We start from the raw sequence: 21,140 nt of genomic DNA, 5'->3' as shown, positions 1-21,140 counted from the left end.
CTCAGATGCCCGATTTCCTTCTCAACGCCCTGCTCGCCGGGCTCGCCCTGGCGCTGGTCGCCGGCCCGCTCGGCTCTTTCGTGGTCTGGCGGCGCATGGCCTATTTCGGCGACACCCTGTCCCATGCCGCGCTGTTCGGCGTCGCCCTCGGACTGATGCTGGACGTCAACCTGACCCTGGCGGTGACGGTCGGCTGCGTGCTGCTCGCCCTGCTGCTGGTGACCCTGCAGCAGCGCCAGCCGCTGGCCTCGGACACCCTGCTGGGCATCCTCGCCCACAGCACGCTGTCGCTCGGCCTGGTCTCGCTGAGCTTCATGGACGATGTGCGCATCGACCTGATGGGCTATCTGTTCGGCGATCTGCTGGCGGTCGGGCCGGCGGAGCTGGCCTGGATCGTCGGCGGCAGCGCGCTGGTGCTGCTGATGCTGATTCCGCTGTGGCGGCCGCTCTTGGCGATCACCGTGCACGAGGAACTGGCCAAGGTCGAAGGCCTGCCGGTGGCGGCGATCCGCCTGGCGCTGATGCTGCTGATCGCCGTGGTGATCGCGGTGGCGATGAAGATCGTCGGCGTGCTGCTGATCACATCCTTGCTGATCATCCCCGCCGCCGCCGCGCAGCGCCATGCGCGCACGCCGGAGCAGATGGCCCTGGGCGCGAGCCTGCTGGGCATCGTCGCGGTGTGCCTGGGCCTGGCATTGTCCTGGTTCGAGGACACCCCGGCCGGCCCGTCGATCGTGGTCAGCGCCGCCGCGCTGTTCCTGCTCAGCTTCGCCTGGCCGAAGCGTTAGTGGCCTGTTTGGTAAGTTCAGTTGGTCAATTTCGGCGCCCATGGCCCCGATACTGCGTTGCTGCTCCTCGCCATAGCCCCGCTATGATTCGTCGCAGCGCCTTGTCTCGGAACCATGTTCATCCGAACTTGCCTCAACCAACTCACCGCACAGGCCACAGGCCATGACCGATCTCAAGTACCTGCGCGGCTATCCTGAAGCGCTGCTGGCGCAGGTTCGCCAGCTGATCGCCGAGGAGCGCCTGGGCGACCATCTGGCCCGGCGCTATCCGGAACGGCATCAGGTGCAGAGCGACAAGGCGCTGTACGGTTATGTCCAGCAGTTGAAACAGGCGCATCTGAAAAGCGCCCCAGCGATCGACAAGGTGCTCTACGACAACCGCCTGGACCTCACCCACCGCGCCCTCGGCCTGCACACCGCGGTGTCGCGGGTGCAGGGCGGCAAACTGAAGGCGAAGAAGGAGATCCGCGTCGCCGCGCTGTTCAAGGACGCCGCGCCGGAGTTCCTGCGGATGATCGTGGTGCACGAGCTGGCCCACCTGCGCGAGAGCGAGCACAACCGCGCGTTCTACAAGCTGTGCGAACACATGCTGCCGGGGTACGGACAGATCGAGTTCGACCTGCGTCTGTTCCTGCACTGGCGCGAGCTGGGCGACCGCTGAACCGCCTCGGAGCCTGTCCACGATCTGCCGCGTGTCGGCCCTGCGGCGATAAGGAACAGCCGCTCAGATCCAGCCCAGCCAGCGCCACCAGGTCACCGCGAACAGCAGCATGCTCAGGTAGCCGATCAGGGTCAGCAGCAGGCCCACCTTGGCGAACTGCCGCGCGGTGAAGGTTTCGGTACCCAGGCAGACCATGTTCTGCGGTGCGTTGATCGGCAGGATGAAGCCATAGCTGACCACGAAACCGAGCAGCATGGTCATGCCCAGGCGGCTGAACTCCTCCGGCAGGCTGAGCAGCACCGAAATCAGGATCGGCAGCATCGCCGAGGTCAGCGCCGTCGCACTGGCGAAGCCCAGGTGGATGACGATGAGAAAGGCCGCGAGGATGGCGAAGATGCCCAGCGGACCGACCACGCCGAGCCCGGTGTGCGCCACCACCTGGGCGCCGAGCCACTGCCCGGCCTGGGTGGCGAGCAGCACCGTGCCGAGGCTGATGCCGACCCCGAAGACGATCACCGTACCCCAGGGTACTCGCGCCTGCACCTGCTTCCAGTTCATTACGCCGATGCGCGGCAGCATCAGGATCACCAGCCCGGCGTAGGTGGTGCTGGTGGTATCGAAACTGTGCAGCTTGCCCTCGCTGGCCCAGCACAGCAGCAACCCGATGGAAACCGCCAGCAGGCGCTTCTGCACGGGCGTCATCGGGCCCAGCTCGGCGAGGGCGCGCGCCACGGCCTCCTTGCCGCCGGCAATCCGCTCGGTTTCCGGCGGCAGCAGCCGCAGCACCACGGCCAGCAGCACGCCGGACATCAGCACCGCCCATGGCGCGCCGGCGATGAGCCAGTCGATCCAGCTCACCCGCTCGCCGAGCAGCTTGTCCATGAAGCCCACCAGCAGCAGGTTCTGCGCCGCCGCGGTCTGGATACCGATGTTCCAGATGCTGGTGCCCTGGGCGACGATGATCATCATGCCGACGGCGAAGTTCGAGCGCTTGTCGATGCCGAACGCGGCGATGATGCCGAGCATGATCGGCACCACGCAGGCGGCGCGCGCCGTGGCGCTGGGCACCACCAGGCTGAGCAGCACGATGACCACCAGGGTACCGGCCAGGATGTGCCGCGAACGGGTGCCCACCTTCGACAGGGTGACCAGGGCGATGCGCCGGTCGAGCCCGGTCAGGGTCATCGCCGCAGCGATGAACAGCGCGCCGGCCACCAGCGCCAGGGCCGGGTTGGCGAAACCGGACAGGCCCATGCCGATGGCCCTCGAGGTACCGTAGACGACGTCCGGGTTGTCCACCGTGGGCGCCGTGCCGACGAGAAAGGCCAGCAGCGCGGTGATCATGATCGCGCTGACCTCGTAGGACACCGCTTCGGTGATCCAGACGATCACCGCGAACACCAGGATCGCCAGCACGCGCTGGCCGGCGACCGGCAGATCGGCCGGCAACGGCAGCAGCAGCACGCCGACCAGCGCCAGGACGGCCACCACGAGGCCGGTCGGGATGCCCAGCAGGCCGTGGCGGGTTGCGGTAGGGGTTTCGCTCATGGCGAGGCTCCATCGGCTGACAGAAAGTGCCTCCAGCATGGGCGAGCCATGCACGCGCGGTCATGACATGGGTCTATGACGCGCCTTTGCGACTCAAAAAAAGCCGCACGAAGGCGGGCCACGACGCCACTGCGTTCGACCGGCGTTCCGATGGACGGGAGAAACCGGGAAGGGCCCGCCCGGGCACGAAGCCCGGACCGGGCCCAGCAGGCATCAGGCCGGAATGCTTTCGGCCATTGCCTCGCGCGCCCAGATGCGATGCTGCCCCAGCGCCTGGACGAAATTGCCGAACACGCCGGCCACGTCATCGCCCTCCAGCAGTCCCGCATCGGGCTGCAGGGCCAGCGCGGCGAGCAACTGACGCGCTTCGCCGAGCACGGCGATCGGCTTGAGGTGCTTGTAGGCCTCCAGCAGGTAGTGCTTGGCCACGCCGTTCTTGCTCATGGCCTCGACACTCGCGGCGCCCCCCGGCACGAACACCGCATCGAAGGCGATCGAGGGCATGCCATCCATCGCCGCATCGGTCACCAGTTGCTTGCCGTCGGCCGTGGTCACGGGTGCCGGCGAGGGACCGATCAGCTTGGCCAGCGCGCCCTGCTTGGCGAGTTCGGCCTTGAACGCATCCACCGCCGCGCCGTCGACGCCGTCGGCGACCAGGATGGCGACCTTGCGCGACTTGATATTGCCCGAAAGGTGGTTCATCAGGCTCAACGCCGGCGAGCTGGGCGGCGTCGGCTCCTTCTTCGGCACAGAGGGTTTCGTCGGCGCCGGCAAGCCGAGGTTCTCGGCGACCCGGCGAGCCAGTTCCAGATCGATATTGGCGAGGATCTCGTTGACCTGGCGCTCGCGGATGAATATCCGCTCCACCTTGCCCAGCTCGAAGGTGTAGGCGCCGATGATGTGTTCCTTCTCCGGCTCGCTCATGCTGTTCCAGAACAGCGTGGCCTGGGAGAAGTGGTCGCCGAAGGATTCGCTGCGGTTGCGGATCTTGTGGCCCTCGACCCGCTCCGGGTAGCTCTCGAAACCGCCGCCGCTGGCCGCCGGCGGGGTTTCCTTGGGCCAGCCGGCGTCGATGGAATTGGGCTCGTAGCTGGCGCGGCCCTTGTGGATGGTCTGGCGGTGGAAGGCATCGCGCTGGTTGTTGTGGAACGGGCAGACCGGCCGGTTGATCGGAATTTCGTGGAAGTTCGGCCCGCCCAGGCGCAGCAGCTGGGTGTCGGTATAGGAGAACAGCCGGCCCTGCAGCAGCGGATCGTTGCTGAAGTCGATGCCCGGCACGATATGGCCGGTGTGGAAGGCGGCCTGCTCGGTCTCGGCGAAGAAGTTGTCCGGATTGCGGTTGAGGGTCATCCTGCCGAGTTTCCGCACCGGCACCAGTTCCTCGGGAATGATCTTGGTCGGGTCGAGCAGGTCGAAGTCGAAGCTGTGCTCGTCGGCCTCCTCGACCACCTGCACGCCCAGCTCCCACTCGAAGTAGTCGCCCATCTCGATGGATTCCCACAGGTCGCGGCGGTTGAAGTCCGGGTCCTTGCCGGCCAGCTTGAGGGTTTCGTCCCAGACCAGCGAGAAGGCCCCGGCCACCGGCTTCCAGTGGAACTTGACGAAGCGGCTGACGCCCTCGACATTGACCATGCGGAAGGTATGCACGCCGAAGCCTTCCATCGCCCGGTAGCTGCGCGGGATGCCGCGGTCGGACATGACCCAGAGCACCATGTGCGCCGACTCCGGGGTCAGCGAGACGAAATCCCAGAAGGTGTCGTGGGCCGACTGGCCCTGGGGGATCTCGTTATGCGGCTCGGGTTTCACCGCATGGACGAAGTCGGGAAACTTGATCGCGTCCTGGATGAAGAACACCGGCATGTTGTTGCCCACCAGGTCGAAGTTGCCCTCGTCGGTGTAGAACTTGGTGGCGAAGCCGCGCACGTCGCGCACCGTGTCGGCCGAGCCGCGCGAGCCCTGCACCGTGGAGAAGCGCACGAACACCGGGGTTTCCTTGTCTTCGGCGGCGAGGAACGCGGCCTTGGTCAGCCAGCTGTGGTCGCCATAGCTGACGAACACGCCATGCGCCGCGGCGCCGCGCGCGTGGACGATCCGCTCGGGGATGCGCTCGTGGTCGAAGTGGGTGATCTTCTCGCGCATGATGAAGTCTTCGAGCAACGACGGCCCCCGGCCGCCGGCCTTCAGCGTGTTCTGGTTGTCGGCGATCTTCACGCCCTGGTTGGTGGTCAGCGCCTCGCCGGTGGCATCGGCGCGAAAGCGTTCCAGCTGGTCGAGCTTGGCGTTGTGGTTGGCGCGGTCGACGGTATCGGTGCCGGCGAGTTCGCTCTGCGTGGGAGTCTTGTCCGTCATGATGGGCCTCGGTTAGCGGGTGGGCTGAACCGCGAACGATCGGACCGCATGCGGGGCCTGGTACGTGATCGATTCACGGCGTACCGGTTAGTGACCACGCCCGGAAGAACAAGGTTGCTGCGCCGCATGATTTCCTTTGTCTATCCCGACGATTTGCGAAAACTATGGTCCTGCGACCCGCGATGCAGCCGTTCGAAGAACTTGACCGGCCACATGAGCCCTTTCGCCACATGCGGTAGAATGCCGGGCTTTCGCCGGACACCCCGGTACCGAACGACCGCACCCACAAGGTTCGCCCGTGATCGAATTCCACCAAGTCCACAAAACCTATCGGGTCGCGGGCCGTGATGTCGCCGCACTGCAGCCGACCGCGCTGCAGATCGCTTCTGGCGAGGTATTCGGCCTGATCGGCCATTCCGGCGCCGGCAAGAGCACCCTGCTGCGCCTGATCAACCGCCTCGAGGAGCCTTCCGGCGGGCGCATCCTGGTCAACGGCGAAGACGTCACCGCGCTGGATGCCGATGACCTGCGGCGCTTCCGCCAGCGCGTCGGGATGATCTTCCAGCACTTCAACCTGCTGATGTCCAAGACCGTGGCGGACAACGTCGCCATGCCGCTGCGCCTGGCCGGCAGCTACTCGCGCGCCGAGATCGACCAGCGCGTCGCCGAACTGCTCGAGCGCGTCGGCCTGCGCGACCACGCGGGCAAATACCCGGCGCAGCTGTCCGGCGGGCAGAAGCAGCGCGTCGGTATCGCCCGCGCCCTGGCGACCCGCCCGGACATCCTGCTCTGCGACGAGGCCACCAGCGCCCTCGACCCGCAGACCACCGCCCAGGTGCTGCAGCTGCTGGCCGAGATCAACCGCGAGCTGCAACTGACCATCGTCCTGATCACCCATGAGATGGACGTGATCCGCCGGGTCTGCGACCGGGTGGCGGTGATGGACGGCGGCGTCATCGTCGAACAGGGTCCGGTCACCGAGGTGTTCCTGCATCCCCAGCACCCGACCACCCAGCGTTTCGTGCTGGAAGACGAGGCGGTCGACGAGAACGAACAGCGCGACGACTTCGCCCATGTGCCGGGGCGCATCCTGCGCCTGACCTTCCAGGGCGAGGCCACCTACCAGCCGCTGCTGGGCACCGTGGCACGCGAGACCGGGGTGGATTTCAGCATCCTCTCGGGGCGTATCGACCGCATCAAGGACACCCCCTACGGCCAGCTGACCCTGGCGCTGGTCGGTGGCGACATGACCGCGGCGCTGGAACGCCTGGATGCCGCCGACGTACACGTGGAGGTGCTGCGCTGATGGAAGCTCTGTTCGGCTCCTTGTTTACGAACGTCGACTGGTACGAGATCTGGCTGGCGACGCTGGACACCCTGCTGATGCTCGGCGGCTCGCTGCTGTTCACCATCCTGCTGGGCCTGCCGCTGGGTGTGCTGCTGTTCCTCAGCGGCCCGCGCCAGCTGTTCGAGAACGGCCCGCTGTACGCGCTGCTGTCGTTCATCGTCAACGTGCTGCGTTCGCTGCCGTTCATCATCCTGCTGATCGTGATGATCCCCTTCACCGTGCTGCTGACCGGCACCTCGCTGGGCGTCGCCGGGGCGATTCCACCGCTGGTGGTGGGCGCCGCGCCGTTCTTCGCGCGGCTGGTGGAGACGGCCCTGCGCGAAGTGGACCGCGGCATCATCGAAGCGACCCAGGCGATGGGCGCCAGCACCCGGCAGATCATCTTCAGTGCATTGCTGCCCGAGGCGCGTCCGGGCATCATCGCCGCCATTACCGTCACCGCCATCACCCTGGTGTCCTACACCGCGATGGCCGGTGTGGTGGGGGCCGGCGGCCTGGGCGACCTGGCCATCCGCTTCGGCTACCAGCGTTTCCAGACCGACGTCATGGTGGTCACCGTGGTATTGCTGCTGGTCCTGGTGCAGGTGCTGCAGAGCGTCGGCGACAAGCTGGTCACCCATTTTTCGCGCAAATGAACCGCAACGAGGGCGAGCGAACCATCGCACCCCGCTCAATCCCTGAAGGAACCGAACGATGAAAAAACTGATTGCCGCCCTGGCCGCCGTCGCGGCATTTTCCGCCCAGGCCGCCGACACCCTGACCGTCGCCGCCACCGCCGTGCCGCACGCCGAACTGCTGGAATTCGTCAAGCCGGCCCTGGCCGAGCAGGGCGTCGAGCTGAACGTCAAGGTATTCACCGACTACGTGCAGCCGAACATCCAGGTCGCCGAGAAGCGCCTGGACGCGAACTTCTTCCAGCACCAGCCGTACCTGGACGAGTTCAACAAGGGCAAGGGCACCGAACTGGTCAGCGTCGCCGGCGTGCACATCGAGCCCTTCGGCGCCTACTCGAGCAAGCTGAAGTCGCTGGACGAAATGCCCGACGGCGCCACCGTAGTCATCCCCAACGACGCCACCAATGGCGGGCGCGCCCTGCTGCTGCTGGCCAAGGCCGGCGTGATCGGCCTCAAGGAAGGCGCCGGCATCACCGCCACCGTCAAGGACATCGCCGAGAATCCCAAGCGCATCAAGATCCGTGAACTGGAAGCGGCCACCCTGCCGCGCGTGCTGACCCAGGTCGACCTGGCGCTGATCAACACCAACTATGCGCTGGAAGCCAAGCTCAATCCCACCGAGGACGCGCTGGTGATCGAAGGCAGCGACTCGCCCTACGTCAACATCCTGGTCGCCCGTGCGGACAACAAGGACAGCGACGCCATGCAGAAACTCGCCGCCGCGCTGCACAGCGAAGCCGTCCGCCAGTTCATCGAAGAGAAGTACCAGGGCGCCGTGGTACCGGCGTTCTGACCGCCGGGGGCATACCGTAGGTTGCGGTTGAGGCGCGCAGCGCAGAAGCCCAACTCATGCAAAAGCGCCGTCTGATGCATCGCCCGTTGGGCTTTCGCTTCGCTCAGGCAAGGCGCCCCCACCCAACCTACGCCGATCCGTCCACATCCCCATGTGGGGCCATGCCGTAGGTTGCGGTTGAGGCGCGCAGCGCCGAAGCCCAACTCGCGCCAAAGCGCCGCCTGACGCACCGCCCGTTGGGCTTCGCTGCGCTCAACCCAACCTACGATCTGCCCCCGGAACCCCGCCCCGTGCGACGTTCTTCGTCTCAGGGCACCAGCACTGCGGCACCCTGGAAACGTCCGTGGCGCAGGTCGTCCAGCGCCTGGTTGGCCTGTTGCAGCGGGTAGGCATGGGTCTCGGTACGGATGCCGGCCTGCGCCGCGATCGGGAAGAATTCCAGGCCGTCTTGGCGCGTCAGGTTGGCCACCGAGACCACTTCGCGCTCCTGCCAGAGGATGTCGTAGGGAAAGCTCGGGATGTCGCTCATGTGGATCCCGGCGCAGACCACCCGACCGCCCTTGCGCACCGCGCGCAGGGCCGCCGGCACCAGTTCGCCGGCCGGCGCGTAGATGATCGCCGCATCCAGCGGCACCGGCGGCGGCTGCGTCGAGTCGCCGGCCCAGAGCGCGCCGAGCGAACGGGCGAAGTCCTGCGCAGCAACGTCGCCGGGGCGGCTGAAGGCGTAGACGTCGCGCCCCTGCCAGCGCGCCACCTGCATGACGATATGCGCCGCGGCGCCGAAACCGTACAGCCCCAGCCGCTTGCCGGTGCCGGCCTTGACCAGCGAACGCCAGCCGATCAGCCCGGCGCAGAGCAGCGGCGCCAACGCCACGTCGTCGCCTTCCTCGCCCAGGGCGAAAGTGAAACGCGCATCGGCCACCACGAGCTCGGCATAGCCCCCGGGCCGCGTGTAACCGGTGAACTGCGGCGCATCGCAGAGATTCTCCTCGGCATGCTGGCAATAGCTGCACACCCCGCAGGTATGCCCGAGCCAGGGAATGCCCACCCGCTGGCCCAGCTCGAAGCCGCTCACCCCCTCGCCCAGCGCATCGACGCGGCCGACGATCTCGTGGCCGGGGATGATCGGCAGCGGCGCCGCCGGCAACTCGCCATCGACCACGTGCAGGTCGGTGCGGCAGACACCGCAGGCCAGCACCCGCACACGCAGCTCGCCCGGGCCGGGTTGCGGGTCGGGCAGTTCGCGCCAGCGCAACGGCGCGCCGACGCAATCGAGGACCATGGCATGCATAACGGACGCTCCCTGTGGCTCTACCTGCTGCATTAAAGCGCAAGTAGCGCCCCACGTGTGCTCAGCGCGGAAGCCGAGCGGAACGGGCCCGCTCCGGCCGGCTCCAGATCCAGGTGGCACCGCAGGCCATGCCGGCGGCGGCGAAGGCCACCGAGGGCCGGTGGGAGACGGTCAGCGCCAGGACCGTCAGGCTTGCCAGCATCGCCAGGCTGGCGATGACCTTGGTGCGCCGCGCGACCACCCCGCCCCGGCGCCAGTCGCGCAGGGTCGGGCCGAACAGCCGGTGATGCTCAAGCCAGGCCGCCAGCCGCGGCGAGCTGCGCGATGCGGCCCAGGCGGCGAGCAGCACGAATTCGGTGGTCGGCAGGCCCGGCAGCACCACGCCCAGCGCCGCCAGGCCGATCGCCAGATAGGCGACGATCAGCCACAGCCAGCGCAGCCGGCCAGGCGCCGGCTCAGGCAAAGCAGCGCTCCAGATGCACGGCGAAGCGCTCGAAGGCCTCGATGGCCGCGGCGTCCGCCCGGCGCTCCTGCTCGGAGTCCAGCTCGACGCCGTCGAGCGCCTTGACGAAACCTTTCCAGCCCTGTGCGCGGCCGCCCTTCGGCGCAGCCAGATGGCGGGCGCCGAAGCCTTCATCCAGCCGGAGTGCGGCGGCCTTCTGGAACAGGAACTCGGCACCGAGCTTCGAGCCTTCGGAAACGAACAGCCAAGCCAGCGCCTCGCCGACGCACATCTCGCGTGAGCGGATGGCCTCGTCGCCCGCCGGCACCGGCACGCCGAAATCGGCCAGGTCCAGACGCGCCGCCTCGACCCGGCAGCGGGACGGCAGGTCTTCCACCAGCGCCATCAGGCGCGGGTCCCGATAGAGTGTCTGCAGGTCGTACTGGAACAGGTACTGGGCGGTGACGAAGCGGGCGAAATTCTCCCGGCTGGCGAACGGTTCATGGGCCTTGACCAGCGCTTCGAGGCGCTCGTGGGGCTCATGGGTCAGGGTGTTCAGGCGCTGCGAACGCAGCGGGTGGGACAGGTGCGATGATGCGCTCATGGGAAGGTCTCGTGTTATCGGTCCAGGGAGTACGGGTTCGACCCGCTGTAGATAAAGACGAATCAGCCGCGCCGAGGCAGTAAATCACGCAGCGGATTCCTGGCGTGACCAGCAACCTCAGCCGTCATTCGTCCCGCTGGAAGTACCGCGCCAACGTGTGCAGGTCCTCGCCGTTCAGTACGCCCGCGCCGTGGCGCAGGTTAAGCCAGGCCTGCAGCCAGCCATGGCGAGCTTCGGCCAGGTCGCGGCGGGCGGCGTAGAGTTGCTGCTCGGCGTCCAGCACGTCGAGGTTGACCCGCTCTCCACCCTGCACGCTGCGCCGCGTCGCCTCGATCAGCAGGCTGGCGGACTCGACGGCCATGCGGTAGGCGCCGATCCTGGCCCGGCTGCTCTGTGCAAGGTTGAACTGACGCTTGAGTTCGTTGAGGGTGTCCGCCGTCTGCGCATCCAGCTCGTGGCGCGCCTGTTCCAGCCGGCTGGCGGCCTGGCGCACCGAGGCTGAGGTGGCGCCTCCGGCGAATAGCGGCAGGCTGATCTGCACACCGATGCTGTTGGTGTCGTACTTCTGGTCGTAGGCGCTTTCTGAATCGGAACTGGTCTTGCGGCTGCTGGCGTACAGGCTGACCTTGGGCAGGTGGCCGGCGCGATTGCGTGCCACATCGTATTCGCTGGCGCTCAGGCCGTGGCGCTGGGCTGCCAGCGCGGGGTTGTTGCGCAGCGCCAGTTCACGCCAGGCGTGGAAGTTGGCGGGCTGCAACGGCTGCGGCTCGAAGACCTCGGCCAGCGGCGCCAGTTCGTCGATAACCAGGGAACGGCCAAGCATTGCCTGCAGCGTGCGCAGAGCGTCGTCCAGGGCGTCCTGCGCCTCGATTTCCTCGGCCAGCGCCAGGCTGTGCCGCGCCTCGGTCTCGAGGATATCGGTACGGGTGCCCTCGCCCTTGTCGAACAGCCGCCGGTTGAGCCGCAGCCGCTCGGCATAGGCGCGCCGCTGGGCGCGACTCAGCTCGATCCGTTCGCGGGCCAGCAACGCCTGGCTGTAGGCGGCCAGCAGCCGCACGGCCAGCTCCTGGCCCTGTGCGCGATACTGTTCGTCGGCCAGCAGCGCCTGGGCCACCCCCTGGCGATAGCGGGCCCAGGCCTCGTAATCGAGCAGCGGCTGCTGCAGGGTCAGGGTGGAGGCGTAGCTGCGGTAGTCGCGTTCGATCGTCGCGTCGCCGGCCCTGACCTCGGAGCCGTTCTCGGAGTTGCTGTAGCTCCAGGACAGGTTGGGCAGCAGCCCGGCACGGCCGATCGCGCGATTCTCCTGGCCGACCGCATGCGCCTGGATCGCCGCCTGGAAGTTCGGATCGTGGTGCAGCGCCAGGTCGTAGGCTTCCAGCAACCCCAAGGCCCAGGCGGAAGGCGTGAAGGCCAGCAGGCCAACCAGCAGCAGGTATCGGGTCCGAGCCATGTCAGTCTTCCACCAGCGCCAGGTGGGTGCGGTCCAGTAACGGCTTGAACAGGTAGTTGAGCAGCGAGCGCTCGCCGGTACGGACGAAGGCTTCCACCGGCATGCCCGGGCGGATCGCCAGCCCGGCCAGTTGCCGCATGCCGTCCTCGCTGACCCTGGCGCGCAGGTTGTAGTAGGGCTCGCCGGTGGTCTCGTCGACCAGCCGGTCCGCCGACACCGTCTGCACCTCGCCGGCGATACGCGGCGTGGTGCTCTGGTTGAAGGCGGAGAAGATCAGCTCCACCGGCAGTCCCGGATGCACCTTGTCGATCAGGTTGACCGGCACCTGGCCCTCCACCAGCAGCGGCTCGTGCTCCGGCACGATTTCCATCAGCGCCTGGCCGGGGGCGATCACGCCGCCGTCGGTGAACACGTTCAGCCCCACCACGATGCCGTCCGCCGGCGCCCGTACCTGGCTGCGCGCCAGCTCGAACTCGGCGCCGACCAGGCGGTGGCGCAGATCTTCGGCCTGGGTGCGCGTCTCGGCCAACTGGCTGCGCACCTCCTTCTGATACTCCTCGCGACGCTGGCCGAACTTCAGGCGCATTTCCAGGATCTGTCGCTGCAACTGGCCGATGCGGCCGAGCTCCTCGGCCAGCGCACCGTCGAGTTCGGCGTACAGCCGTTCGCTGTCGAGCAGGCGGTTGCGCGCGACGTAGCCCTCCCGGGCCAGGTCACGCAAGCCCGCCAGTTGCTCTTCCAGGGCCTGCTTCTGCCGCGTCCTGCTCTGCCTGAGCGCGCGCAGGCCGCGCAGTTGCTCCTCGGCTCCGGCGATACCCTCGCGCAAGCCGTCCAGCTCCATGGCCAGGGCCTGTCGACGGCTGTCGAACAGTTGCCGCTGCAGAGCCAGCGACGCCGCCACCAAAGGCTCGTCGCTGCGCGCCAGCAGGTCGGCGGCGAAGAGGATCTGGTCGGCCCCGTCGCGTTCGGCGCTCAACCGGCCTTCCATGCTCCGCGCACCGACATACTGGGCACGCAGCGATTCCATCTGGGCACGCTGGGCGGTTTCGTCCAGCCGCACCAGCACCTGGCCAGCCGTCACCCGCTCGCCGTCGCGCACCAGGATGCGTTCGACGATACCACCGCTGGCGTGCTGCACGGCCTTGCGATTGCCCGAGACCATCACCTTGCCGGACACCGGCACGCCCTTGTCCAGCGGCGCCAGGGCGGCCCACAGCAGGAAGCCGGCGAAGCCCAGTAGCACCAGCCACCAGCCGATGCGCGTGTGGCGCCTGTCGTCCAGCACCGTGCCGAGCGACGCCTGCCCGTCCGGCAGGTGCTCCACAAGCGCCTTGTCGTTGTCCGCCACCAGAGCGATGCGTGCGGCGTTCATGTGGTTTCTCCCGGCACGTTGAGGCGATAGCTGACGTTCATGCCCATCGGACTGGCGGTGGTCGGCGCCACCGGGGCCGGCCGCGTCGCCTGTTGCAGCTCCTGCAGCACCCGCGCGGCTGGGCCGAAGGCCTGCATCTGTCCACCGCGCAGCACCAGCAGCTTGTCCGCCCCGGCCAGCAGCGCCGGCTTGTGGGTGATCAGCACCAGCGTACGGCGCTGCGCATTGAGCCGGGCGATGGCCGCCAGCAGGGCCTTTTCCCCCTCCTCGTCGAGGTTGGCATTGGGCTCGTCGAGCACGATCAGCGCCGGCAGGCCGTAGAGCGCACGGGCCAGGCCGACACGCTGCTTCTGTCCTCCGGAAAGTCCCGCCCCGCCCTCGCCCAGGCGGGTGTCGTAGCCCTGCGGCAGACGCAGGATCAATTCATGGACGCCGGCCAGTTGCGCGGCCTGCACCACCTTGTCGGCATCCACCTCGGCGAAGCGGGCGATGTTCTCGGCGATGCTGCCGGCGAACAGCTGCACGTCCTGCGGCAGGTAGCCGATATGCGGGCCGAGCTCGGCCTTGTCCCACTGGTGCAGGTCGGCACCGTCCAGGCGGACCTTGCCGGCCAGCAGCGGCTGCGCCGCCACCAGCACGCGGGCCAGGCTCGACTTGCCGGAGCCGGAGGGGCCGAGCACGCCGAGCACCTCGCCGGCCTCCAGGGCGAAACCGACATTGCTCAATACCGGAGTCCGCCCGCCGGGTGCGGCGGCGATCACTCTTTCCGCCTGCAGGCAGCCCTGGGGGGCCGGCAGCAGCATGCCCCGCTCACGTGCCGGACAGTCGGCGAGCAGTCGAACCAGGCGCTCGTAGGCCAGGCGCGCCGAGGCCCACTGCTTCCAGGCGCCGATCAGTTGATCCAGCGGACCCAGCACGCGACCGACCAGGATCGAACCGGCGATCATCATCCCCGGGGTGATCTCGCCGGCCACCGCCAGCAACGCCCCCAGGCCGAGCATCAGCGACTGCAGCGCCAGGCGCACGCCCTTGGACCAGGCGCCGACCACGGCGGTCTTCTCGCTGGCCAGGCCCTGCTGGGCGAGGAACCCCTGGTGCCCACGCAGCCAGCGCTGGCGCAGTGCGCCGAGCATGCCCATGGCCTCGATGGCCTCGGCATTGCGCAGGTCGGCCTCAGCCTGCTGGGTGGCCTGGATCGACAATCGGCCGGCCTCGGCCAGCGGCTCCCGCGACAGCCACTGGTTGAGCCAGGCCAGCCCCATCAGCAGGCAGGCCCCGGCCAGGGCCAACGCCCCCAGCCAGGGATGGAAGAGGAAGATCACCAGCAGGTAGACGGGAAACCAGGGCGCATCGAAGAAGGCGAACAACGCATTGCCGGTGGCGAACTGGCGCAGGCTGGTCAGGTCCTTCAGCGCCTGGCCGGCCGACTGCCGATTGCCCTTCAGGTTGGCGGCGAAGGCGGCGTCGTAGATGCGCTGGTTGAGGCGCACGTCCATCCGCGCGCCGAGGCGGATCACCACGAAGCTGCGCACCCACTCCAGTGCACCCATGAAGGCATACAGGCCGACCACCATCAGCGTCAGCATCGCCAGGGTCATCGGGTTGCCGGAGGCCAGCACCCGGTCGTAGACCTGCAGCATGTAGACGGCCGGCGCCAGCATCAGCAGATTGATGATGGCGCTGAACAGCCCGATGCTGAAGAAGCCGCCCTTGTAGGCGCCCAGGGCGGAAAGGATTTCGTTGCGGGGTTCGCTCATGGCAGCAGGTTCCGAGGGGGCGTGAAGATGGGCATTGCCACCGTGCCTGGACCGGCGGCGAGCCCGTCGAGCGATGCGATCGACGTCCGAGTGAAGACAGAGCGTTGACGCCTCTTCATTCGGTATATATCTTCGATATCTATCAATCGGACAGAGGAGGCGCTGAGCATGTCTCTTGCCAAGGTATTCATGTCTGGCCGCAGCCAGGCCGTGCGCCTGCCCAAGGAGTTCCGCTTCAAGGGCAGCAGCGTGGAAATCTTCCGCCGGGGAGACGAGGTCGTCCTGCGTGAACGCCCGGAGCGCGCGCTGGCCATCTTCGAGGCGCTCGGCCAGTTCCCCGAGGATTTCATGGCCGAGGGCCGCCAGGATTCGCCACCGCAGGAGAGGGACAGCCTGTAATGAGCGTGCGCTACCTGCTCGATACCAACATCTGCATCTACATCATCAAGCACAATCCCGAGCAGGTACGGCAGCGCTTCGCCCGCCATCGCGCGGAGGAGTTGGTCATGTCGGTGATCACCCTGGGCGAACTGCGCCATGGCGCGGAGAAGAGCCAGTCCCGAGAGAGGGCGATGCAGGCCATCGACCACCTGCTGGCCTGCATTGGCCTGGATGACCTCGATGCTCCGGTCGCCGATCACTACGGCGATATCCGCGGCACGCTCGAACGCCAGGGGCGAATCATCGGCAACAACGACCTCTGGCTCGCGGCCCACGCAAGGGCACGCGGCTGGGTGCTGGTCACCAACAACGAAAGGGAGTTCGTCCGGGTCGAGGGCTTGCCGGTAGAGAACTGGGCGCATTAGCCGAAACGACGAATCCTGGGCTGCAATAAACGCTATGCCCGCGGAGACAACCAGCCGGCAGCTCATCGGGTATCCCCCTCTTGCGCCTGCTGCGGTCGGGGCTCGGCCTGGCTGCCGTAGGACAGCGAATACTCACCGCTAGGGACTGCCTGCCAACTGCTGAGGCTGGGATGGGCGGTCACTGGGGCGCGTGGCAGCTCCTTCTGCCGCTGGCGGGCCTGGTGACGGGCCAGCAGGGCGGCGAGCGATAGGGGCTCCGGGCGAGCGCGCACCGCCAGTGCGAGCGGCGCCTTCTTCAGGGCAAACGGCGGAGGCTCAAGAACTAGCGGCCCTCTGCGCGTATGAGAATCATTAACGAATAGGCGCAAGGCGGATTTAGCCCTTGCCCCTGTCTTTTTGCGAGACATGATTGACCTGCCTGAGAAGAACCGGGAGTATCCCCCCGGTCCCGACACGACCCGCGTCCGCGAAAACTCAGGCCGTGCCGGGTGTTTCAGGGGCGGATGGAAGAGCGATCTTTCATCCGCTTTTTACTGCGTGGCGATCAGGCTGCCAGCAGGTAGTCGTCGAACTCCGGAACGCCGACCAGTTCAGCACCGCAGTCACAGTCCTCGAACGCCGTACCGAGATCCTCAATGCTATCGCTGAGATCCACGTTGTAGACATCTTCCAGCACCGCATAGAGACCACCGTAGCCACCCGCGGGCGTGCCGAGCAGAGTGCTGCCATAACCAGTCAGCGACCCATTCATCAGACCCCAGACGACGTCGTGAACCGAGTAGGCGCCGATATTGGTGGCATCGCTGGTGATCGGCTCGTCGAAGCAGATGGTCAGGAACGGATCGATGACCGTGCCATCGGTATCCAGGCCACCGCCGAAGCTGATCTTCTCGATGGTGCCGTACAGGGTATGGGACTGGGCACCGGGGATGGTTCCGCCACTGAGCGGCGGGAAGTAGTAGTCCAGGTCGCCATAGACCGAGAAGGCATAGCCACTGCCGGTCGAGAAGCCATAAGTGTCGCCCGACAAACCGGAGCCCACGCCACCGGTGAAGAAGCCGCCGGTGTTGCCCGGATGAGTGCCGGGAATGCCGTCCGATGCCCAGGCATCCAGTACGTCTTCGAGGGTATCGGTCCAATCGGTGAACGCCGGATAGAGATCCTCATTCGTGCTGTAGCAGAAAGTTGCGATGGTAGCCATGATAAGTCTCCATGTATTTCACTTGGCCAGTGATTGGCCGGTTTCAAGTAGCGCCGAAGCGCTTCCCATTCAAACGGCTTTGCTGCTTGCCATTATTCCAACAGACGATCAACCGCCTCGCCTCTTCAGAATCTGATTTCCACTCCTGCCTGCACGGTGCGGCCGGGCGCATAGGTGCGCGCTAGCATGTCCGAATAGCCGCCCAAGTAGTTCTCGTCGCGGATGTTCTCCACCGCTAGGCTCACCGCCAGGTTCTGCGTGGGCTGGTATTTGCTGTAGAAGTCCCAGGTGGTGTAGGAATCCCACAGGTTGTCAGCGGTGCTCCAGTTGCTGGGGGCGTCGCCCTTGCTGCGGTTGTAGCGGATGCCCATATCCAGCTTCTTGCCGAAAAGGCGAATCCCCAGGGTAGCGCCATGGCGGTCCATCGGCATCGCGCGGGTGGCGTTCATCACCGTGTCGATACCACAGTAGGCTCGGCTGTCCAGCATCTCCTGATAAGAGCTGTAGCCCGCGGCAATGGCTTGTAGGTGCTGCGCCGTCATCGAACCGTCCTCATTCGGTTGGTCGTAACGGATCATTTGGCTGCCCAGGGGCCACACTTTGGAGCAGAAGTCGTTTTCACTGCTCAGGTACTTGGTGAAGTTGACGCCCGCGTACCAGCGCTGCGCATCGTAGCTGCCTTCCAGTTCGATGCCGCGGAACTTGGTTTCCGCCAAGTTGTTCACGAAAAAGTTATTGCCCAAACCGCCGGCATTAACACCTGGCAATGTGTTGTCTATGGAAGTGAATACAAAGTCGTCCACCTTGGTGGCGAAATAAGCCGCCTTTATCCCCAGGCGATCATCTGCTTTCAGGACATTCTGACGCAGGATATTGAAGCCCACCTCCCAAGTGGTGGAACGTTCCGAGTCGAGCAAGGGGTTGGGGTACATGTGCTCGGAGCCACCACCGGGATGGGCGCCTTCCCAGAGGGTCTCGGCCAGGGCCGGCGGGCGGAAGCCCCTGCCCCAGTTGCCGAAGAACTCCAGCCAGTCCAGCGGCTTGTAGGCGGCGGAAAGAAAGGGCGAAAACCGGCCCATGCTACGGTCGACCTCGTATTCATACCTGACGGCTTCATCTGTCCACTGTTCTCCCCAGCGCGTTGTCGTCCAGTAGCTGGTTGACTGGTTGGCCTCCCACCATGCAACGGCGCCCGCTTCTCCACCATTCAACCCCGCCTGGCAACCCGCATAGTTTGTAGCGTTGGTTTGTGGGCGATTACACCAGTAGCTCAGGTAGCTATCGAAACGACTCTGATAGCTGCTTTCCACCCCCGGCACCGTGGTCTTCCCCCGCAAGTGATACCAGTCATAACGCAACCCGGCTTTCAGGGTAAAAGGGTCTTTACTGAAGGTCAGCGAGGCGAAGGCGCTGGCCACATCGCGCCGTCCATTGGGGTTCAGGTTGTTCCCCGTGAGCCCATCTATATAGCTGGTGGTTACCCCGTTGCGATCAGACGTGTTGCCAGACTTGCCTTCATCCTGAAACCACTCGATGCCATAGTTGGCCGCCCACTCGGCGCCAGGCAAGGCGGCGAGTTCAAAGCGCGAGGTGTTCTCCAGTTGCAGTCCCCAGGTGTCGGTGCGGCTGCGGGTGGTATTGCTCAAGCCAGACAAGCAGGCACTCTGCCAGCTCGACGAAATGGGGTTCTGCAGGCAGTAGCCATTGTTCCAGACGAAGTCCGTCAGGCTGGTAGGGGTGGCACCGTTGATGCGCTCGTTCTCGGTGCTGACGAAATAGACCTTGGCCTTCAGGTCGATCAGCGGGTTATCGTTCGGGGCAAAGGCATAGTCCAGAGCATAGGAATCGTTTTTTGCCTCGGCTGCACCATAGGATCTATTGCCATTGGCATTGGCCTGGCTCCAGTCCGAGGTGTTGCTGTAGGAAAGCTCCGTCCCCGTATAAGTGAATTGCACACTTTGGTCATCGTTGAGTTTCAGCCGAGCCTTGGCCAGCCAGGAGTCCTGCTTCTGGTCGGAATAGCGCATCTCGCTGATTTCCTGCTGGCCCAGCGATAATGACTCGGTGTGCCAGGTACGCCCGCGATCCCCAATCTCATAGGCCCCCAGATTCTTCTGGCTGCGCGCCGCCAGCAGTTCCAGGCGATCCTCGAAACGCCCGGCCACCGCCGCGCTGCCGAGGAAATTCACGCCATTGGCATAGCCACCGATACCCGTGGTGCCGCGCAGGCGTACGCCGTGGTCCTGGCCCGGCAGGATGATGTCGTCGTAGTCCAGGGTCTGGAAGTTGGCGCTACCGGCGATGGCGTTGGCGCCGTACACACCGGCGTTCGGCCCTTTCTCGATGACCACGCTGCTGAGCAGTTCGGAGTCGATATACATCTCGCCATTGCGCTGCTGGTGACCGCTTTCCACATGGTTCTGGCGCATGCCGTCAATCATCATGTTGACCCGGCCGAAGTCCTGCATGCCGCGAATATTCACCGACAGGGACGGGTTGTTGCGGTCGACCGCGCTGGTCACGCCGGGGGTGTCCGCCAGCATGTCGGCCACATGCCGCGGCGGGCGCCTGTCGATCTGTTCGCGATCGATCACCGATACCGAACGCGGTTGCAGGTAGGTCTGTTCCTTCTCGCTGAGCCAGTCCCGGACCGTTATGTCGGGCAGCTCGAATACGCCCCCATCGCTTTCTCGCTGACTGAGCGTGACTTGGCGCCCGCCCTCGAAGAAGCGATAGTTCACCGGTGCGGCGGCAAGCAGCCGCTGCAACGCTTCCTCCAGCGAATAGCGCCCCTGTACGGCCCCACCCTGCAGGCCGGCGAAGCGCTCGCTATCGAAAAACACCTGGACGCCGCTCTGCCGGGCGAAGGCCAGCACGCCGGAGCTGAGCGGCTGCGCCGGAATGTCGAAATCGATGGCGGCCGGCACGGCCTGGGTCGCGTTCGCCGCTTCCACCGCCACGGCCAGTGGCGATGCCAGCGCCATCAGGCAGCTGCCGATGGTCATGCCCAGGCACAATGCCGCGCGGCCGCGCCGGGACGTTCTCTGTTTCTTGCGTTTCATCACTTTCCTCAGATCGCTCGTGTTGGCTGTTTTTCTGTTTTATCGAGTGACAGCTAATGAAAATCACTCTCAATAAAGCAGACGAGCGGAGCGGTGAAAGTCGGTAATTCCGGGAAAGTTTTTTATGCAGCATCGTGCTGACGCGACGCAGGGCGGGCAGCCTGGCGCCATTCGATAACTACCGGGGCCTTTCGAAGGGTTCGCTCCGCGCACTAGCGCGTAGGTTGGGTTGAGGAGCGACGAAGCCCAACACGTTCGTGCCCAATCCCTGTTGGGCTTCGCTGCACTCAGCGCCAACCTACCCGCTAGCGCCCGATCGCTCGAACATCGGCTGTTGCAAGAAGTCCGAGCCAGACACTTCCAGCGAGGCTCTGCAACACATAACGGGGACATGGCCTTTTCGTAGACCGCGCTCCGCGCACCAGGATTTGCCGACAATGCGGCGCCATGGCGGTGCGCGGAGCGCACCCTACAGTTCCACGAAGCCCGACACCCGGAGCGTCAGGTGGCGGAAGCGGTGGGATGGGAATGTCGGACTTCGGCGCTACGCAGCTCAGCGGGGCGCGGCCCGAACCAACCGAGGTGCGTGCCACGTAGAGCGGAACGCGCCTTGGCGCCTGACGTGGTGGGGTTGGTTGCACATCGACGCATTGCACGCCTGTGCACCGAGGTTCAATGCAGGCTGAAGACGTCTTCCAGCGTCTGCGCATCCAGCACGTTGTCCGCCCAGCGCCCCAGCGTTTCGCTGTCGGCCTGCCGCAGGCGCTGCTCCACCTCCGCCGGCAACGGCCCGAAACGATGCACCAGCTGGCGCGACAGCACGTCCCGGAGGCTTTGCAGCCGCCCCTGTTCCAGCCCTTGCTCTAATCCTTGCCTCATCCCTTGCTGGATGCCCTTCTGCATCCCTTCTTCCAGCAAACGTTCTGTCAGTCCGGCCATGCCGCTGTCCTCCTGTGGGTAGCGCTCCCGGTAGAGTCGCCTTTCATTCTCGTCC

General features: G+C 66.0%; 18 protein-coding genes. 7 read left to right on the top strand and 11 right to left on the bottom strand.

Annotated elements, in window-relative coordinates:
* The first annotated feature begins 5 nt into the window (after window positions 1–5).
* On the top strand, window positions 6–788 hold the full coding sequence (znuB, locus tag IN820_RS06890) for a zinc ABC transporter permease subunit ZnuB (protein ID WP_193680261.1): 783 nt from the start codon (window positions 6–8) through the stop codon (window positions 786–788).
* Between the two features lie 163 nt (window positions 789–951).
* Window positions 952–1,449 carry a YgjP-like metallopeptidase domain-containing protein gene (locus IN820_RS06885; RefSeq protein ID WP_193680260.1) on the top strand — a complete coding sequence of 166 codons (498 nt, stop codon included), beginning with the start codon at window positions 952–954 and terminating at the stop codon, window positions 1,447–1,449.
* A gap of 63 nt (window positions 1,450–1,512) precedes the next feature.
* On the opposite strand, the gene IN820_RS06880 is transcribed toward IN820_RS06885, so the two are convergent.
* Window positions 1,513–2,997, bottom strand: coding sequence for a DASS family sodium-coupled anion symporter (locus IN820_RS06880; protein WP_193680259.1), 1,485 nt, complete (start codon window positions 2,995–2,997; stop codon window positions 1,513–1,515).
* A gap of 213 nt (window positions 2,998–3,210) precedes the next feature.
* Window positions 3,211–5,346, bottom strand: coding sequence for a catalase HPII (gene katE / locus IN820_RS06875; protein ID WP_193680258.1), 2,136 nt, complete (start codon window positions 5,344–5,346; stop codon window positions 3,211–3,213).
* A 298-nt stretch (window positions 5,347–5,644) separates the two neighbouring features.
* Between katE and IN820_RS06870 the strand changes: the two genes are divergently transcribed.
* The 3 genes from IN820_RS06870 to IN820_RS06860 are packed head-to-tail and all read left to right on the top strand — an operon-like array spanning window position 5,645 to window position 8,161.
* Window positions 5,645–6,652 (top strand): methionine ABC transporter ATP-binding protein, encoded by a 1,008-nt coding sequence (locus IN820_RS06870; protein WP_193680257.1) that lies wholly within the window; start codon window positions 5,645–5,647, stop codon window positions 6,650–6,652.
* Complete coding sequence (locus IN820_RS06865) at window positions 6,652–7,329, top strand: methionine ABC transporter permease (RefSeq protein WP_193680256.1); 678 nt, start codon at window positions 6,652–6,654, stop codon at window positions 7,327–7,329. The genes IN820_RS06870 and IN820_RS06865 overlap by 1 nt, the downstream gene beginning before the upstream one ends.
* A 58-nt stretch (window positions 7,330–7,387) precedes the next feature.
* Window positions 7,388–8,161 carry a MetQ/NlpA family ABC transporter substrate-binding protein gene (locus IN820_RS06860; protein ID WP_193680255.1) on the top strand — a complete coding sequence of 258 codons (774 nt, stop codon included), beginning with the start codon at window positions 7,388–7,390 and terminating at the stop codon, window positions 8,159–8,161.
* Window positions 8,162–8,468: 307 nt separating this feature from the next.
* On the opposite strand, the gene IN820_RS06855 is transcribed toward IN820_RS06860, so the two are convergent.
* From IN820_RS06855 to IN820_RS06830, 6 genes are all read right to left on the bottom strand, one after another.
* The gene (locus IN820_RS06855; RefSeq protein WP_193680254.1) at window positions 8,469–9,452 is read right to left on the bottom strand and encodes a zinc-dependent alcohol dehydrogenase family protein; all 984 of its coding nucleotides are present in this window, start codon (window positions 9,450–9,452) and stop codon (window positions 8,469–8,471) included.
* Between the two features lie 61 nt (window positions 9,453–9,513).
* On the bottom strand, window positions 9,514–9,915 hold the full coding sequence (locus tag IN820_RS06850; protein WP_193680253.1) for a YbaN family protein: 402 nt from the start codon (window positions 9,913–9,915) through the stop codon (window positions 9,514–9,516).
* Window positions 9,908–10,498: a biliverdin-producing heme oxygenase gene (locus IN820_RS06845; RefSeq protein ID WP_193680252.1), complete on the bottom strand. Its 591-nt coding sequence runs from the start codon at window positions 10,496–10,498 to the stop codon at window positions 9,908–9,910. The genes IN820_RS06850 and IN820_RS06845 overlap by 8 nt, the downstream gene beginning before the upstream one ends.
* A 124-nt stretch (window positions 10,499–10,622) precedes the next feature.
* A complete protein-coding gene (locus tag IN820_RS06840) occupies window positions 10,623–11,948 on the bottom strand; it encodes a TolC family outer membrane protein (RefSeq protein WP_193680251.1) in 1,326 nt (441 codons plus the stop codon).
* 1 nt (window position 11,949) lies between these two features.
* Window positions 11,950–13,320, bottom strand: a complete 1,371-nt coding sequence (locus IN820_RS06835) for an HlyD family type I secretion periplasmic adaptor subunit (protein WP_193680250.1) — start codon at window positions 13,318–13,320, stop codon at window positions 11,950–11,952.
* Window positions 13,317–15,077: a type I secretion system permease/ATPase gene (locus IN820_RS06830; protein WP_193680249.1), complete on the bottom strand. Its 1,761-nt coding sequence runs from the start codon at window positions 15,075–15,077 to the stop codon at window positions 13,317–13,319. The genes IN820_RS06835 and IN820_RS06830 overlap by 4 nt, the downstream gene beginning before the upstream one ends.
* Before the next feature lie 168 nt (window positions 15,078–15,245).
* On the opposite strand from IN820_RS06830, the gene IN820_RS06825 reads away from it, so the two are divergent.
* Window positions 15,246–15,476 (top strand): antitoxin, encoded by a 231-nt coding sequence (locus tag IN820_RS06825; protein WP_193680248.1) that lies wholly within the window; start codon window positions 15,246–15,248, stop codon window positions 15,474–15,476.
* Complete coding sequence (vapC, locus tag IN820_RS06820; protein WP_193680247.1) at window positions 15,476–15,883, top strand: type II toxin-antitoxin system tRNA(fMet)-specific endonuclease VapC; 408 nt, start codon at window positions 15,476–15,478, stop codon at window positions 15,881–15,883. Before IN820_RS06825 ends, vapC begins: the two co-directional genes overlap by 1 nt.
* Before the next feature lie 544 nt (window positions 15,884–16,427).
* On the opposite strand, the gene IN820_RS06815 is transcribed toward vapC, so the two are convergent.
* The 3 genes from IN820_RS06815 to IN820_RS06805 all read right to left on the bottom strand — a co-directional run.
* Window positions 16,428–17,084, bottom strand: coding sequence for a heme acquisition protein HasAp (locus IN820_RS06815; protein WP_193680246.1), 657 nt, complete (start codon window positions 17,082–17,084; stop codon window positions 16,428–16,430).
* Between the two features lie 125 nt (window positions 17,085–17,209).
* Window positions 17,210–20,146, bottom strand: coding sequence for a TonB-dependent receptor (locus tag IN820_RS06810; RefSeq protein WP_193680245.1), 2,937 nt, complete (start codon window positions 20,144–20,146; stop codon window positions 17,210–17,212).
* A 672-nt stretch (window positions 20,147–20,818) separates the two neighbouring features.
* Window positions 20,819–21,140: DUF4351 domain-containing protein (locus IN820_RS06805; protein ID WP_207793524.1), on the bottom strand; the 322-nt coding region annotated here is incomplete at its 5' end.

This window comes from Pseudomonas lopnurensis (assembly GCF_015070855.1).
Classification (GTDB): Bacteria; Pseudomonadota; Gammaproteobacteria; order Pseudomonadales; family Pseudomonadaceae; genus Stutzerimonas; species Stutzerimonas lopnurensis.
The sequence above is the reverse complement of the archived record's forward strand: the minus strand, read 5'-3'. Positions and strand labels throughout refer to the sequence as shown.